11 protein-coding genes are annotated in these 16,800 nt (G+C 46.0%); 7 read left to right on the top strand and 4 right to left on the bottom strand.

Annotated elements, in window-relative coordinates; translation table 11 throughout:
* Positions 1-108: 108 nt before the first annotated feature.
* Positions 109-339 carry a DUF433 domain-containing protein gene (locus AC1XUF_RS19445; RefSeq protein WP_483343487.1) on the bottom strand — a complete coding sequence of 77 codons (231 nt, stop codon included), beginning with the start codon at positions 337-339 and terminating at the stop codon, positions 109-111.
* A 48-nt stretch (positions 340-387) separates the two neighbouring features.
* Positions 388-1,659: a cation:dicarboxylate symporter family transporter gene (locus tag AC1XUF_RS19440; RefSeq protein WP_483343486.1), complete on the bottom strand. Its 1,272-nt coding sequence runs from the start codon at positions 1,657-1,659 to the stop codon at positions 388-390.
* A gap of 218 nt (positions 1,660-1,877) precedes the next feature.
* Here AC1XUF_RS19440 and AC1XUF_RS19435 point away from each other — a divergent pair, with 218 nt between their 5' ends.
* The 6 genes from AC1XUF_RS19435 to AC1XUF_RS19410 all read left to right on the top strand — a co-directional run bounded on the left by AC1XUF_RS19435 (position 1,878) and on the right by AC1XUF_RS19410 (position 8,912).
* Positions 1,878-2,225 carry a DUF6686 family protein gene (locus AC1XUF_RS19435; RefSeq protein WP_483343485.1) on the top strand — a complete coding sequence of 116 codons (348 nt, stop codon included), beginning with the start codon at positions 1,878-1,880 and terminating at the stop codon, positions 2,223-2,225.
* An 8-nt stretch (positions 2,226-2,233) separates the two neighbouring features.
* Positions 2,234-3,067 (top strand): heme/hemin ABC transporter substrate-binding protein, encoded by an 834-nt coding sequence (locus AC1XUF_RS19430; protein ID WP_483343484.1) that lies wholly within the window; start codon positions 2,234-2,236, stop codon positions 3,065-3,067.
* Between the two features lie 5 nt (positions 3,068-3,072).
* On the top strand, positions 3,073-4,182 hold the full coding sequence (locus tag AC1XUF_RS19425) for a FecCD family ABC transporter permease (protein WP_483343483.1): 1,110 nt from the start codon (positions 3,073-3,075) through the stop codon (positions 4,180-4,182).
* Positions 4,179-4,976, top strand: coding sequence for a heme ABC transporter ATP-binding protein (locus AC1XUF_RS19420; protein WP_483343482.1), 798 nt, complete (start codon positions 4,179-4,181; stop codon positions 4,974-4,976). Before AC1XUF_RS19425 ends, AC1XUF_RS19420 begins: the two co-directional genes overlap by 4 nt.
* A 30-nt stretch (positions 4,977-5,006) precedes the next feature.
* Positions 5,007-6,056 carry a hemin-degrading factor gene (locus AC1XUF_RS19415; protein WP_483343481.1) on the top strand — a complete coding sequence of 350 codons (1,050 nt, stop codon included), beginning with the start codon at positions 5,007-5,009 and terminating at the stop codon, positions 6,054-6,056.
* 303 nt (positions 6,057-6,359) lie between these two features.
* A complete protein-coding gene (locus tag AC1XUF_RS19410; protein ID WP_483343480.1) occupies positions 6,360-8,912 on the top strand; it encodes an adenosylcobalamin-dependent ribonucleoside-diphosphate reductase in 2,553 nt (850 codons plus the stop codon).
* A 73-nt stretch (positions 8,913-8,985) separates the two neighbouring features.
* On the opposite strand, the gene purB is transcribed toward AC1XUF_RS19410, so the two are convergent.
* The gene (gene purB / locus AC1XUF_RS19405; protein WP_483343479.1) at positions 8,986-10,341 is read right to left on the bottom strand and encodes an adenylosuccinate lyase; all 1,356 of its coding nucleotides are present in this window, start codon (positions 10,339-10,341) and stop codon (positions 8,986-8,988) included.
* Between the two features lie 152 nt (positions 10,342-10,493).
* Here purB and AC1XUF_RS19400 point away from each other — a divergent pair, with 152 nt between their 5' ends.
* Positions 10,494-11,234 carry an MIP/aquaporin family protein gene (locus tag AC1XUF_RS19400; protein WP_483343478.1) on the top strand — a complete coding sequence of 247 codons (741 nt, stop codon included), beginning with the start codon at positions 10,494-10,496 and terminating at the stop codon, positions 11,232-11,234.
* A gap of 2 nt (positions 11,235-11,236) precedes the next feature.
* Here the strand turns inward: AC1XUF_RS19400 and AC1XUF_RS19395 are convergent, their stop codons facing one another.
* Positions 11,237-16,699, bottom strand: coding sequence for an alpha-2-macroglobulin family protein (locus tag AC1XUF_RS19395; RefSeq protein WP_483343477.1), 5,463 nt, complete (start codon positions 16,697-16,699; stop codon positions 11,237-11,239).
* Positions 16,700-16,800: the final 101 nt, after the last annotated feature.

Genomic DNA, 16,800 nt, shown 5'->3' with positions numbered 1-16,800 from the left:
TAGACTCTTCACCCTGGCCACGATTTGCTTCATCAATGGAGTGGGCATCAGAGCCTGCTTCCCGAATGTACTTGATGAGGCGGTGGTCAATATTTTCATCGGCTAAAATCATGCAGCCGATTCGAGATTTCCCTCATTTGCAACCAGCTCGGCGACAAATTGAAGAGCAGCTTGAATGGAATCCTTTTGTAGCGCCGGATACATTTTTAAGATGTCCTCTATGGAAGCACCTTTGCCAGGCTTGCGGAGAATCGTCTCAACCGTAAGGCGGGTACCTTTGATAACTGGCTTGCCCAGCATCACGCGATGATCAGAAATGATGAAGTTTTTATAATCCATATGAGTAAGCTTTATCAACTTAAAACTATCCAAAAGTCTTAAAATTACCTATATCTTGGTTTGCTGCGGCTGCGTCGCGTCCGTCAAATTATCAGTAACCACATTCTCCGTTTCCTTCACATTGGCGAAAGCATACTGCATTTTGTCACGATCAAATTCCTTTTCATTGTTAGCCAGCCAGATCGTTGCAACACCGTTTCCAATGAAATTGGTAATGGCCCGTGCTTCCGACATAAAGCGGTCGACCCCCAACAGCAGCGCTAATCCTTCAACGGGAATTACTTTGATGGCCGTAAGGGTAGAAGCCAAAACTACAAAGCCGCTCCCGGTCACCCCGGCCGCCCCTTTTGAAGTAATCATCAAAATCCCGATCAGAGAGAGGATTTGCCCGAAAGTTAAATGCACATTGAAAACCTGCGCAAGGAAAATCGTAGCCATCGAAAGGTAAATTGTAGTCCCGTCAAGATTGAAGGAGTAGCCCGCTGGTACAACCAAGCCAACTACGGGTTTGGAGCAACCCATGCGTTCCAGTTTCACCATCAATGAAGGCAAGCCGGCTTCGGATGACGATGTTCCCAGTACAATCAGCAGCTCTTCGCGGATATATTTAAGATACGACCAAAGGTTGATTTTATAAGTTCTCAAAACCAGGCCGAGTACGCCAAAGATGAAGATCGCCATCGTCGCGTAAACGGTACCCATCAGCTTGGCGAGTGGAAGCAAAGTGTGGATCCCATATTTGCCAATGGTATATGCCATCCCGCCAAACGCGCCGACAGGGGCAAAAATCATCACAAAATGAAGTGCCCTGAAAACATATTTGGAAATAAAATTCAGCCAATGGGTGACTTTGTCTTTACCGGAATATTTGCTGAATACCGTACCTAATACCAGCGATACAAGCAAAACTTGTAATGTCACGTTATCGAAGAAAAACTGCAGCCAACTGAAATCGTGGACTTTGTTGGCATATACAGATATATCGCCTTTTTGAAGGTTCCCTGTTACAACTCCGTCACCGGGCCGAATGATATTGGCGACAATGATCCCGACAATCAATGCCAGCGTGGTAACCACTTCGAAATATAACAAGGCTTTTGCACCGACCTTTCCAACTTTTTTCAGATCGCCCATTCCGATAATCCCCAAGGTGATGGTCAGGAAAATGATCGGGTTGATGAAGAGTTTCACAATTTGAATAAAACCTTTTCCCAAAAACTGCATTTCTACGGCTTTGGCCGGAAAATAATGCCCCAGCAATGCGCCGCACGTAATGGAAGTAAGTACCCAAAAAGTGAGGTTCGTGAATAGCTTTTTCAATTGCAGCCCGATATAGGTGAAAGGATTAGGTTAGGATTGGCAGGTCGGTATGACCATGAAATGTATGAATTTACAATGATAAAGTCCGCTACGCGGTTTTCTGGCAGGAAAAGTATTTTTTTATCGTCTATTTATACTTGGTCTAAATTAAAAAGTTATATTTGCCACATGTCGTAAAGTCCTGGTGCGAATGCAAGTTCACTACATTATAAACAGCTATGAGTGAGGAGTCACATTCAAATAATGCATTGCGCATATTAAGCTATTCGGATAAGGGTTACATCGGGCGATGTAATTGCTGTGACCATTTCAATTTCGCATTTGGTAATGTCCTTTTTACATTCACAGAGGATGGCCTGAGGGGTTTTCAATCCGTTTTGCATGATGAGCATCATTTTCATCAGCTTGGTGAACCACTCCCGCACGGTAAAACCCACATGCTCCCGTCACCCATCCCCAATTTCTTCATTTCGTTTGACAACCAGGAGCTGGACCAGATCAGGGACTTGTTTCAGGAAGCACTGCTGGTATTGGAAGTAGACAAAATATTCTCGTATAAAAATTAATGACAACAATGCCCTCGCCTTTCAGATTAGCAGTTGCCTTTATGCTCTTTTGCTTTTACGGATCTCAAACTTTTGCAGGTCAACTCCTGCGCATTGTTTCAGCCAATGGAACATTGAGCGAGATTTTGGTCGGATTGGGGTTGGAAAAGCAAATTGTGGGAGTGGACGTGACCAGTACATATCCCGCATCGCTGGAGAAGCTCCCTAAAATCGGTCACAACCGCAGCATCGCTGCAGAAGGAATCCTGACATTGAATCCCGACATCATTGTATATACCGACCAAAGTATGCTTTCGCCCACAGTGGTCAAGCAGCTCAATAGCTCCGGGAAAAAGCTGGTGGAGTTCAAGCATGAATATTCCAAAGAAGGGGCCATCAAATTGATCCGGGAGATGGGTGCCTATTTCAACGCAAAACCACAAGCGGAAAAGCTGGTGAAAAGCCTGGAAGCAGACCTCAGAAAGATACCTGTTCCAAAAGTGCCTAAGAAGTTGCTCTTTATCTATGCCAGAGGCACGGGTACGCTCATGGTTTCGGGAACAGGCACCGCGCTGGATAAAATGTTCGCGCTGGCTGGCTATAAGAATGCAGTGCAGGGTTTTACGGAATTTAAACCCTTAACTGCCGAATCGCTGATTACGGCTAATCCCGATGTACTTGTCCTTTTTTCAAGCGGATTAGAAAGTCTGGAAGGAATGGACGGACTGCTGAAAGTGCCTGGTGTTGCCAATACCCATGCCGGTAAAAACAAGAAGATCGTCACTATGGATGGCCAGTTGCTGACCGGTTTCGGGCCGAGACTGGGTAAAGCCGCCATGGAACTTGCACAAAAGGTTAATTAAAAAGGATGATAACTGAAACCATCAGCAAACAGCCTGAAACGTATCGGGCAGCCACTTCTGAAAAGCCCTTTTTACCGTCTTCAACCGGGAAAATGCTGTGGATGCTCGGTACTTTACTATTGGCTTGTATCGTTTTTTCAGCTTGTACCGGCGCATTGTCCATCACACCGAAAGAACTGATAGAAATTATAGGGCAGCGGCTTGGGTTAATAAAAGATACGACGGTAGAGGAGCAAAAGTCCATCGTTTTCTGGGTGATCCGGCTCCCACGGGTTTGTCTTGGGGTATTGATCGGCGCGGGACTTGGTATTGCGGGGGCGTCGCTGCAAGGGCTTTTCAGAAATCCAATTGCAGATTCTACGTTAATCGGGGTTACTTCGGGCGCTTCTTTGTTTGCAGTATTTGTGCTGATGCTCAATGTCAAATATTTCAGCATGCTCAATGAGCTGGCCGGGGTTTACAGCATTTCGTTTGTGGCATTTCTGGGAGCGGCAGTCACGACATTTTTTGTATATCAATTGTCTAAAGTCACCGGCGATGGCGGGGTAACTACCTTACTTTTATGCGGTATTGCGATCAATGCTTTTGTTGGGGCCATCACCGGGCTTATGACTTATATGGCGGATGACCAGCAGCTGCGCAGTATTACTTTCTGGAATTTGGGAAGCCTGGGTGGGGCAACCTGGACGTCGGTGCTGGCAGTGGCGCCGTTTGTGGCAATCTCCGTTTTATTTATGCCCTATCTTTCCAAAGCGCTGAATTTGCTGGTTTTGGGTGAAAGTCAGGCCGCTAGCCTCGGGGTTAATATGAAAGCACTTAAACAAAAAGTCGTCCTTCTGGCGACGATGGGTGTAGGTGCGTCTGTGGCCATAGCAGGGACTATCGGCTTTGTCGGGCTGATCGTTCCGCATATTATTCGGTCAACATTTGGTCCCGATCACAAAATACTGATCGTCGGATCGGCATTGGCGGGTGCAATTGTACTCACTTTGGCTGATACCATTTCAAGGACCATCGTAGCACCTTCGGAGTTGCCTATCGGGATACTTACTTCCCTGCTCGGAACGCCTTTCTTTATTTACATTCTCTGGGAGCAAAAGAGGAAAAAGTTATGATTGAGGCGCGCAAAGTAGGTTACAGGGTCAGAGACCGGCGGCTGCTGGAAGATGTAAGCTTTACGGTGAAGCCCGGTGAGTTTTGGGCGGTTGTGGGGGCTAATGGAGCCGGTAAGTCAACACTTATCAAGTTGCTTTCCGCGGAGCATGCACCTTCGTCGGGATCTGTGCTGTTTTTTGAAAAAGATCTCAAAAACTATAAGCTGAAAGAGCTGGCCCGGAAAAGGGCTGTGTTGTCGCAGCAAAATACGATTTCTCTGTCGTTTACAGTACAGGAAATTGTTTTGATGGGCCGCTACCCTTTTTTCGAGTCTGAACCTGCATACAAAGATTTGGCCATTGCGGATGTGTGCCTCACAAAAGTAGGTATCGGGCATTTGCGCAACCGGCATTACCCGACCTTGTCAGGTGGTGAACAGCAGCGCGTTCAGGTTGCAAGGGCATTAGCGCAGATATGGGAGGTTGAAAACGGCCTTTTGCTGCTTGATGAGCCGACTACAGGAATGGACCTGCTGCACCAGTTTGAGACATTTCATCTGGCCAAGGGGCTTACCGGCCGTGGTTTTGCAGTGGTGGCCATCGTACACGATCTTAATCAGGCATTGCAGTATGCCGACAGGGTGTTGATGTTGAAAGACGGCAAAAGTTATGCGATCGGGACACCCGAGGAAGTTTTGACCGAGAAATATATCAAAGCGGCATTCGGCCTGACCGTACAGATCATCCAGCCTGAGCAGGCAGGTTTCCCGATCATTGTCCCGCATGCCGGGCCTGTGACGAACCATCTTTCTTAATGTAAATCTTAATATCCAAACATCAATACAATGAAATCAACCCTTTCACCGGACGGAACTGAATTAAAAGAACGTTGGGCAGAATTTAAAACGGAGAATCCTAAAACCAGGATCCGGGATGCTGCAAAAGCACTTCACACCAGTGAGGCAGAGCTGGTCGCGACGGGAATTGGAGAAACAGCGGTATTACTCGAAGGCGATTTCCGGGAGCTCATCAAACAAGTGGGATCATTGGGATATGTGATGGCGCTTACCCGGAACGACCATGTTGTGCACGAAAGAAAAGGGGTTTATGAAAAGATCTCCTTCAACAACCATGTTGGCCTGGTGTTGGGCGAAGCTATTGATCTGCGTCTATTTCTGGGGGACTGGAAATTCGGTTTCGCGGTTTCTGAAAATGACCGTCATAGCCTGCAGTTTTTTAACAGCTTTGGAGATGCAGCACATAAGATATATCTGACCGATCAAAGCAATAAAGAAGCTTATGGAGCACTGGTTGAAAAATACCGTGCTGCTGATCAGGAGGTTAAGTTGTTTGTTTCAAAAAAAGTAGAGAAGCCTGCCGAGCTGGAAGCCGATGCTGAAATTGACGTAGCCGCCTTCCAGGCAGAGTGGCTTGCGTTGAAGGACACACACGATTTTTTCACATTGCTCCGAAAATATAAATTGTCAAGAAAACAGGCTTTGCGCAATGCGCCGGAAGGCTACGCGTATCAGATCAAACCTGAAAGTATGAAACCTGTTTTTGACGCGATTTCCGAGAGCCAGCTTCCGATTATGGTGTTTGTTTCCAATCCGAACTGCATACAAATCCATACAGGTCCTATCAATAAGATTTTCGTCATGGGGCCCTGGCTCAATATCATGGACCCTGAATTCAACCTGCATTTGCGTGAAGATGCGATTGATGAAGCATGGATCGTGCGAAAACCAACCGAAGACGGAATCGTAACAGGCATTGAACTTATTGATAAAGACGGTGTAATGTTCAATCAGTTTTTCGGTAAACGCAAACCAGGGATTCCTGAGCTTGCCGCGTGGCCCGAATTGCTTGAAAAGACGGTCGTTAGGCTCGGTTGAAACCCAGGCTTAAGGACCGTCGGCCCTCAGAAATCAAACTTTAAAATCAATTTCGCCATAGTAATAAAAAAACAACCGGTTCCAGTTTGAGCCGGTTTTTTTTGTGGGTATTTATTTTGAATCGATTTCACGCTAAATAAAAAAATGTAAACTTTTTGCTTGTAAGAGTTTTGTAAGTAACTCAAAAACAATCAGTTTATATATTTTATCTGTAAACTTTTTTATTTTATATGTTAATTAAAAATTAAATTTTCTACATTTGAAGATTGTTCGCTACTCAAAAATTCTCAAATACACTCACGTATGGATAAGATAACAGCTACCCAATCCCAACAAACTTACACTACCGAGGAGGCTTACCAGGCTTCTCTTCAATACTTTAAAGGCGATGATCTCGCAGCCAGAGTTTGGGTTAATAAATATGCCCTCAAGGACTCTTACGGAGCAATCTACGAAGCTACTCCGGACGACATGCACAGAAGAATTGCGCGGGAGATAGCCAGGGTTGAACAGTTTTACCCCAATCCATTAAGTGAGGCGGAAATCTTCGATCTGGTTAAAGATTTTAAATATATCATTCCCCAGGGGAGCCCTATGACGGGTATTGGTAATCCTTATCAGATAGCCTCCCTCTCCAATTGCTTTGTCATCGGCAACAACGGGGAGTCTGACTCCTACGGCGGTATCATGAAAATTGACCAGGAGCAAGTTCAGTTGATGAAAAGGCGGGGCGGGGTAGGCCATGACCTGTCGCATATCCGTCCAAAGGGTTCGCCGGTTAAAAATTCCGCACTTACTTCTACCGGTATCGTTCCGTTTATGGAGCGTTTTTCCAATTCGACAAGGGAGGTCGCCCAGGATGGCCGACGCGGCGCATTAATGCTTTCAGTTGCTATCAGGCATCCCGATTCCGAAAATTTCATTGATGCCAAAATGGAACAGGGAAAAGTAACCGGGGCCAATGTATCGGTGCGGATTGACGATGAATTCATGAAGGCGGTCGAAGCAGGTACGACTTACCGGCAGCAATATCCGGTCAAAAGTGCTTCGCCGTCACATATTAAGGAAATAGACGCAACCGCTTTGTGGAAAAAGATCGTTCACAATGCCTGGCAGTCGGCCGAACCGGGAATATTGTTCTGGGACACCATTATCCGCGAATCCGTCCCGGATTGTTATGCAGATCTGGGTTACCAGACCGTATCTACAAATCCCTGCGGCGAAATACCGCTTTGCCCCTACGATTCGTGCAGGCTGCTGGCGATCAACCTGTTTTCTTACGTTGATCATGCTTTTACAAAAAAGGCCAAATTCAATTGGGAATTGTTTAAAAAGCATATTGCAGCAGCGCAACGGATGATGGACGATATCATTGACCTGGAATTGGAAAAGATCAATGCCATTCTTGAAAAAATCGATGCGGATCCTGAACTGGATGAGATAAAGCTTGTTGAACGGAATTTGTGGCTGAATATTCAAATTAAGGCCAGGGAGGGCAGAAGGACCGGTATTGGCATTACTGCCGAAGGGGACATGCTGGCTGCGCTGGGCCTGAGATATGGAAGTGATGAGGGTAATGATTTTGCAGTGCAGGTCCATAAAACGGTGGCTTTGGAAGCTTATCGCGGATCGGTACATACTGCTAAGGAAAGAGGCTCATTCACGATTTTCGATTCGGAGAGGGAAAAAAACAATCCTTTTATTCAGAGGCTAAAAGAAGAGGATGCCCAGCTGTACTACGAAATGCTGGAATATGGAAGAAGAAATATTGCATTGCTGACGATCGCGCCCACAGGCACAACCAGTTTGATGTCGCAGACCACTTCCGGGATCGAACCCGTTTTTCTTCCGGTTTATAAGAGAAGAAGAAAGGTGAATCCCAATGACAAAGATATCCGCGTTGATTTTGTAGATGAAGTAGGGGATTCATGGGAGGAATATGTTGTTTTCCATCATCGTTTTAAAGAATGGATGGAGGTAAATGGACACGATCTTACTAAAAACTATTCTCAAAAAGAGCTGGACGACCTGGTTAAAAAATCGCCTTATTATAAAGCGACGTCCAATGACGTCGATTATCTTAAGAAAGTGAAAATGCAGGGCGCCATTCAGAAATGGGTAGACCACTCCATCAGCGTAACGATTAACATGCCCAACGATGTTACAGAAGAACTGGTGGGAGAATGTTATATGGAGGCCTGGAAAGCCGGTTGTAAAGGAGTTACTGTTTACCGTGACGGTTCCCGTTCAGGTGTTTTGATTGCAAATTCAGAAACGAAAGAAGAAACCAAGACCAATGGGCAAACCCCATTCCCAACTGAAAGACCACAAACATTGGAAGCCGATGTAGTCCGTTTTCAAAACAAGAAAGATAAGTGGATTGCATTCATCGGCACGATCGACGGCAGGCCTTACGAGATCTTTACTGGTTTCGCCGACGACGAGGACGGGATCCTGATCCCACGATGGGTCAATGAGGGATTGATTATCAAAAACCGGGAAGCCGACGGCAGCTCGCGTTACGACTTTCAATATAAAAATACCAGAGGCTACAAAACGACAATCGAAGGTCTCTCCTACAAGTTTAACCCAGAATATTGGAACTACGCCAAGCTGATATCCAGTACCTTACGTCATGGAATGCCTATTGAAAAAGTGGTGGACCTGATCAGCTCACTGCAATTGGACGAGGCGATCAATACCTGGAAAGCGGGTGTGGCGAGAGCTTTGAAACGTTACATACCGGATGGTACGGAAGCTGCCAAACAAAAATGCCAGAATTGTAATTCAACGAATTTGCTATATCAGGAAGGCTGCTTGACTTGCAAGGATTGCGGTTCGTCGAAATGCGGATAATTTTTTTAAATGGGAAAGGACTTGCCAAATCTCAAATACTTTGTAAGTCCTTTCCTATCTAAAATAAACCTGCTTAATGTACTTCCTCTACAACCCCCAGATAAGTAAAGGGAGTCAACGCACGCAATTCTTCGCGTATTTTTTCTGAAACATCCAGCGTTTCTATAAAACGTGAAATAGATTCGTGAGTGATCTTTTCGTTCGTCCTGGTCAGTTCCTTTAACGCCTCGTAAGGTTTCGGATAGCTTTCGCGGCGAAGGATTGTTTGGATCGCTTCGGAAACCACAGCCCAGTTTTCCTCCAATTCTGCTTTCAGAACCTCTCCGTTCAGTTCCACTTTGCCTAAGCCTTTTAATAGGGAATTCAATGCAATGGCTAAGTGCGCCAATGGAACGCCGATGTTCCTTAGTACGGTTGAATCTGTGAGGTCGCGCTGCAAACGGGACACCGGAAGCTTGGCAGCAAAGTGTTCAAATAACGCAGTGGCCAATCCAAGGTTACCTTCTGAATTTTCGAAATCGATCGGGTTCACCTTATGCGGCATTGCCGAAGAACCGACTTCGCCCGCTTTAATTTTTTGTTTAAAATAACCCATGGAAATGTAAGTCCACATATCCCGGTTTAAGTCGGTGAGGATTGTATTCAGTCTTTTCAGACAGTCAAAAGTAGCAGCCAGATTATCGTAGTGCTCGATTTGCGTGGTATGGCGGCTTCTTTTTAAACCTAAGCCTTCTACGAAATGATTGGCAAATGCCATCCAATCCTGTTTGGGGTAAGCAGCATGGTGTGCATTAAAGTTACCAGTCGCTCCTCCAAATTTGGCAGAATGCGGGATTTTATCCAGCATTTCCAGCTGGCGTTCAAGCCGCTCAACGAATACCAGGAATTCTTTTCCTACCCTTGTCGGCGAAGCGGGTTGCCCATGAGTGAAAGCAAGCATCGGCACATTTCTCCATTCTATCGACATTCTTTTCAAAACGAAAAGAACCTGGCGGAATAATGGTTTGATCTGGCGTTCCAATGCATCCTTCAGTGAAAGGGGGATAGCCGTATTGTTGATATCCTGAGAGGTAAGGCCGAAGTGGATAAATTCCTGGTACGACTCTATTTCAAGCTTTTCAAATTGTTCCTTGATGAAATATTCAACGGCTTTAACATCGTGATTGGTAACCTTTTCGATATCCTTGATATGCAATGCATCCTGCTCGCTGAAATCCTCATAGATTTTACGGAGGGATGCATATTTTTTCTTGTCAAACTCTGATAATTGAGGGAGGGAAAGTTCGCAGAGCGCAATGAAATATTCTATTTCGACATAAACTCTGTAATAAATCAGGGCGTACTCCGAAAAATAAGCCGAAAGCTCAGATACTTGTTTGTAATAACGGCCATCGACGGGAGAGATAGCCGTAAGTTGATTTAATGACATGATTTTCAATACTCAAATTGATTATCAGGCAAAGTTAGTAGAATTCAGCGTGTTAAAATCGTAAAAACAATACGAAATATTCTTTTTGGGATTTGTATCAGAATTTATAAAACTATTCGCATATTCGCCGCATCAACCTCATTTTTAACCTTATGCAGCCTTCCCCTTTCGTCGGAGAACTAGTCGGAACTATGGTTCTTATTTTACTTGGTAATGGTGTAGTTGCTAATGTAGTACTCAAAAAAACCAAAGGTGAAAATGCCGGTTGGATTGTAATCACGGCAGGTTGGGGATTTGCAGTAATGATCGGAATTTTTGTTGCTAACGCTTTTGGAAGTGCTGCTGCACACCTAAATCCCGCAGTAACTGTCGGATTTGCCTTTCTAAGGCAGGATTACAGCCTTCTTTCCACCTACATCCCGGCTCAATTGATCGGTGCTTTTCTGGGCGCGATCCTGGTTTGGCTTCAATATTTTCCACATTGGAAAGAAACGGAAGATGCCGGGGCCAAGCTGGCGTGTTTTGCAACAGATCCGGCAGTCAGAAGCACAGGTGCCAACTTTGCAAGCGAATTCATCGCAACTATATTGCTTATCGTTGGCGTTGTGGCCATTGGTTATGCGGGTACTTCCGATCCTGAAAAAGGAGGAATTCCGTCTGGTGTAGCGCCTTATCTGGTGGGTATGCTGGTTTGGAGTATCGGCCTATCCCTTGGAGGAACGACCGGCTACGCGATCAACCCCGTTCGCGATCTTGGCCCCAGGATTGCGCATGCCATATTACCGATACCAAATAAAGGAAATTCTGATTGGGGATATGGCTGGATACCCGTTGTGGCCCCCATTGCGGGAGCCATTGTGGGTGGATTAGTTCTGCGTTCTTTTTCCTTTTAATATTATTCGACGGTGATTTTACCACCTCCCGAATAACTTCTGTATTCTCCCTGATACATGGCGTCCGCCGCGGCTGGGCCAACTGTGAATGTACCTTTTGAAATAATGCGCACCTGGTAGTAGAATGACCTTGGCTGACCGCTGGCGGTTGTGAAAAGATGGATGCGGTCGTCACGGATGTCGTAATATTCAGGAATGGCCGCGTCTTTGATCCACGGCATATCCCTTGGTTCGGTAACCCTTGGGTTTTCAATTTCAAAGCCTGAAGGTAGCAAATCGGTCACCACGATGTTTTGTATTGGCAACCCATTAATGCTTGCCAGGGTGAGCTTTACTACAACGAGGTCATTTTGATGAAACTCCGTTACGGGCGCCCCGTCTTTTGTCAAAAATTCTCTTCGGATGCTCAGGCCCTGATCTTCTTCTACATAAGCGCCCGTGGCAGACATTCCCTCTGATTGTGCAAACCAGTAGAGATCCCCTTTTCCATGCGTTTGCACCATCAGCTTTTGATTCACAATCCCTTTCGAGATCTTGACTTCCTTGCCAGTAAATGTGGTTATGGCCTTTCCATTAGACGAAACTGTTGCGGTCACTGTCGATCCCGAAATTTTCTTCGCGAGCTTACCAAGTGCCAAAACTGCAAAGGCAGCTTCCTGGGTATTTAAGTAGGCAGTCGAGGCGATCGCTTTGGATAGCTGACGTGCAATGACCGGGATTTGGAAATTGGCGGGATCGGATTCAAGCAATGTATTGAGCACCAATGATACATTGCGGAGAGGGGATGCGTAGCTATTGTCAAAGTATTGCCTGCCGCTTTCCGTTGTGTAGCTTTTGGGCAGCAGTGAAGCAAAACTCCTCGTATCGCCGGTAAGCTGAAATGCCCCTGCAAGTAAATATCTCGAATCTAATGTGAGCAGATCCGGGTTTTGTTTGTAATAGTTCATAGAAGCCCGATTGGGGCGACCATTCAATGCCAGCACATACAGGGAATAAATGGCTTCCCGACGCGCAACGGTTTTACGAACCTGCGTTCCTGACGCGGGTTGCCCCTCGTAACCCAAACCAGAGCCGTTACTCGCTATAACAACTTCCCTATTGGCAGTTGTTCCGGTTTGTAATGTCAGGTAGTCAATTGCTTTGCTCACTGTTTTTGCATTTACCTCAAAACCCGCCCTTCTGGCTTCTTCTAAAAAATGAACGGCATATGCAGTTGCCCACCAATCTTCCTGGGTGCTACCCGGCCACATGACCATTCCCCCGCTAAAAAGTTGCTGCGATTCTATTTTTCTGATCGCCTGCTGCACGTTTGTCATCGGGTTAAAATCACTCTCCCCCGTTTTGACGGTATATGTCGGTGTTGCCATAGCCTTGGCCAGATCTCCAAAATAGATTTGTGGGAACGCTTTTGAAACGGTCTGCTCGAGGCATCCATAAGGATATCCCAACAGTGTCGAAAGAGCTTTTCCACCTCCTTGAACGAGCGGGGAGCGACTTAGGACAACCTGGCTCCGGCTGGTCGCAGGAATAAATGATGATGAAAGGTCAATAAGGCCTTGTTTTTCCCCTGCTATCAGACCCGAAGCACTGGTTTTTAAAAGTGAGGACGCAGGGCGGATGGTAAGTTCGGTCTGGTTCACAAATGTTTCTCCAAAGGCATTTACCTTAACCGTTATCTTCCCCAAACCGATTGCTTGCAAAGCTTTTACAGAAAATACCGCTCTCGCCTCTTTTCCCGCCGCAACCACTATTTTTTGTTTGATTGGCGACTGCCCAGCAGTGAGTGGGCCGGTGAGTTGAAGCGATACCACCGCATCGGCTGCTTTTTTCTCCGTATTGCTGATGTTAACAGGAAGGATCAGGTCGTCGCCTGGACTAAGAAACCGGGGTGAACCTGTGCTGATCACAACCGGATCGGCTACCTTCATATTACTTGTCGCCGAACCAAATGCATTATCTTTATAAGCTACTGCCATGATCCGCAGGTCGCCACTAAACTGCGGGATGTTAACATCAAAGGTAACCTCTCCGCTTCCGTTTGCATTTAAAATCCCACTCCAGAATGACACCAGTTCGGTACGTCCATTACTCAGCGGGTTGATCCTTCTTTCCAGATCATAACCATCCCCTCCAAAGCTTGAAGTTGCTGTAATTTTCAACTCAGGGAACAACTGAGCATATAGATCGTGACTGGTAACTTCCAGGGCTCTTTTTTGGTAGAAATGACCATGGATATCTGGCGTTTTTGAGTTCTTGATCTGGAGAATGCCTTCATCAACCACGGCCAGGGTAATCTGTGCATTGGGTGTGGTTTTGATCCTGATCCGCTGTTTTGTTTTGGATCTCGATTTTTCGACCGCTGTGATGTTCAGAGGTAGTTTCCGTTCGGGGTCCTCTACCAAAATAGGCGCAAACCCATGCGCCACGGTGAGTGGAATATCGGAGGCATCCAATGTTCGTATTAATGTAGCAGTGACGAAAATGTTTGGCAAATGCGCCTCTTTAATTTCCAGTTTAAATTCAGCGGCCTTTTTCTCAGTTGTAAGTACATGCTGTTCCAATACATTGTTACGCTCCACCGTGATCAGGAGTCGGCCGTCAAACGGGGTTTTAAATAAAACTTTCGCAGACTCTCCAATTTTGTATTTATCCTTGTCTGTTTCCATCAAAACCCTGCCTTCATTGCTTACTTCAAAGGAAGAATATTGTGTATATCCATAGCCATATGCATAGAAGCTGGCCGTGGAATAATGCTCAGCGCCGGGTCGCCGTACGCGGACTTCGTATTCGCCTGATACGGTTGGAACGTACTGGAATAAAGCCCGGCCAGTGGGTAACTTGATTGAATTGGAATAGACTACTTTCTCCTTTCTCCTGGATGTGTATTGCAGCCGGTCATATTTTTTCTCGACAACGGTTTGATATTGAATTCGAACTACTTCCACGCTTGCACTGATGCCGCCCTTCGGAACCCCTTTGTCATTAACACCCACCAGTTCGATGGGGAGCGGAACATTTACGCTGACGTAGGATTCGGGAAACCGGATACCATAAAATACGGGTTGCGTAAATACGTCAAATCGTTGCAGGCGATTGACCGGGCGACCATTTTCGTCGAAAACGGTAACATAGATTTTACCTTCCAATACACCAATATCTTTTAGCCCGGCAGCTAATGGAAATAGCTCGGTTGCCTGTCCATGCTCATTGGTCACGCCTTGCCGACTGTCTCTTTCAAAGGTTGTTTCCGCCGGGATATCGAAGGTAAATTCGGGAAAAGCTTGTGGGAAAAACCCTTTCCGCTTTAAATGCAGCTCCATTTCGTAAGTACGATTTGTAGCGGGCGGGCCAAAGAGGTTCAACGCGGTTGCCATCAACGAAACACCTGCTCCCGACACATATTCCTTTTGCGCACCGCTCAGGTCCACCTTAATCCGGTCGGGCATAAATTCTTCGACACTAACCGCCTGCGAAGCGAGCAACAAATCGTTGGCATTGTATACTTCGAGAATATACGTACCTGTGAGGGCAGCGACATCCATTGCAATCTCTGTTTCAACTGCGCCCTGTCCATTGGTTGTTTTTCGCCAGGTACGGTATTCCCTCCCGTTGGGCGTTACCAGGCGTAATTTCAATGGTATCTCCCTGGCTGTCTGCCAATTCTGGGTCCGCAGAACGGTATTGAAATGCATGGTTTCACCTGGTCGGTAAATGTCGCGCTGGCCATAGATGAACGCCTGGAAACCGGAGGCATTATCCCGCAAGCCGTCTACCTCAAAGCGGGAAGTTTCAACCTGCGTGTCGGTGAGGACGAGGTAGTTGAAATCCTCTTTGTTGCTTGCAGTGATCATGGCGATCTTAAACCCGGGAGCTTTTTCACTGAGTTTTTCAGCATAGCCCACTCCATGGCCATCAGTAGTGAATGTGTGTACATTTTGATTATTTGAGCTGATCAGCGTTATTTCTAGATCGGCTATGGGGTCGTTGGTTTTGATGGAATTGGCGAAAACCCATATTTCATCTTTCCCTTGCTTGACTATCAATCCAATATCAGAAATGGAAACCAGCTTGGTAGCACCCAGATATGCCTCGTCCTTCGAATTAACAGAAACAAGGTACACACCGCGACGCTGATTGTCGTCAGGCAATGCGACATTCAAAGCAGAGATCCCTTTACTTTTTGGAAGGTCTTCCGTTTCAATTGTTTTGTCGACGAGTACATCACTGAAATAACCGTCCTGGTCGTCACTATATTGGTATGAACCTGTTGCTTTGTATTCGTCGCCAACATAAGCATAATCGTCCCAGCGGTTATTTCTCAGATAACTCAGAATGTTATTGGCATATATTTTCGATATCTTAACCTGTACCTTAGGGACATTGACGATTTGCACCCCCACATTTTTCGACCCTTTTGTCGACATATAGACCGCCTTTTTGTTGGAAAACGAAATGGCTGCGGGCATTTTGCCAAAAAATAGGTCGCGCGAAGTTTCCTCTTCCAGAAATGGGCCAAGTGCGCCCTTTAATGTTTGATTGATTACCAGGGCATAAGTATCTATTTCGTTGAATTCTCCACGGATCATAAAACCGTTCTCGGTGGGCTCGGTTTGTACCGGGGTTTCAGGATTGATGCTAAAGCTGGCAGCAATGCTTTCACGGTTGAGTTCCTGTGTAGTAATGATACGCGCGTAGCCGGAGTTGTTTTCAAAACCAGTTTGAATGTCAACAATTTCTAAATGAAGTGGAGAAGGCAGGCTGGTCGTTTTGGATAACGCTTCCTGGCTTGTGTAAGAGGTATTCGGAACCTTGATACCTTTCTCAATAGTGATTGTAACAGGTGTGGAATTGTTATCGGCCTTGCCGGTATTGGTCAACGCAATGGTCACGGAACGCTCATTGGCTGAGGATAAAACCCTGTAATCCAATGACTTGTCGTTTGAATTAATTTTCAGCTTTTCTACTACGCTCTGGCTGGTTACGGGATAATTGAAAGTCAGTCGCATCCGCGCTTCCTGCCGCCCGGTTTCCTGAGAAATCGCCCACCAGCTTTCGATGTTTGCCAATTGCAGGTAAGGTGTGTGGAAGTCGACCGGATCCTTCTGTACGCTATATTTTTTCTCTTTATCGACCTTCTCTACTAATAAATTGGTGAGCTGAGCTTTATAGGTAGTGGCGGCACCGAATCCTGAAACCGGCGAAAAAATGAGCTCATTAGGCGCCGTCCATTTGAATTTACCCTTGACCGCAGGCTCAAACTGGACATACTGCGTGGAGTCCCAACTGTTGAGTTCTTCCGGGGACACTAGGTCTTTGTTAAAGGTAAAGATCAGGTTTTGTGATTGGCTGATCTCATCGGTAAAGTTGGTCCCCGCGATACGGATTTCGTTCAGCGATGAGCAGCTGTTCAAAACCCAGGAGACAAAAAGAAGGCAGAAGATGGATGTGAAAGAGATCTGTTTCATAGAGAAAAGCATATAAAAAACGGATGATTTTTTATGACAAAAAACCATCCGTCTAAATTAGCTTTTCTCAGTCAAATCGCTGGAAATATTAATTCTAAATG

Source organism: Dyadobacter sp. HNCC25DJ185 (genome assembly GCF_056895195.1).
Note: the sequence above shows the minus strand (reverse complement) of the source record. Positions and strands in the feature narration are given on the sequence as shown.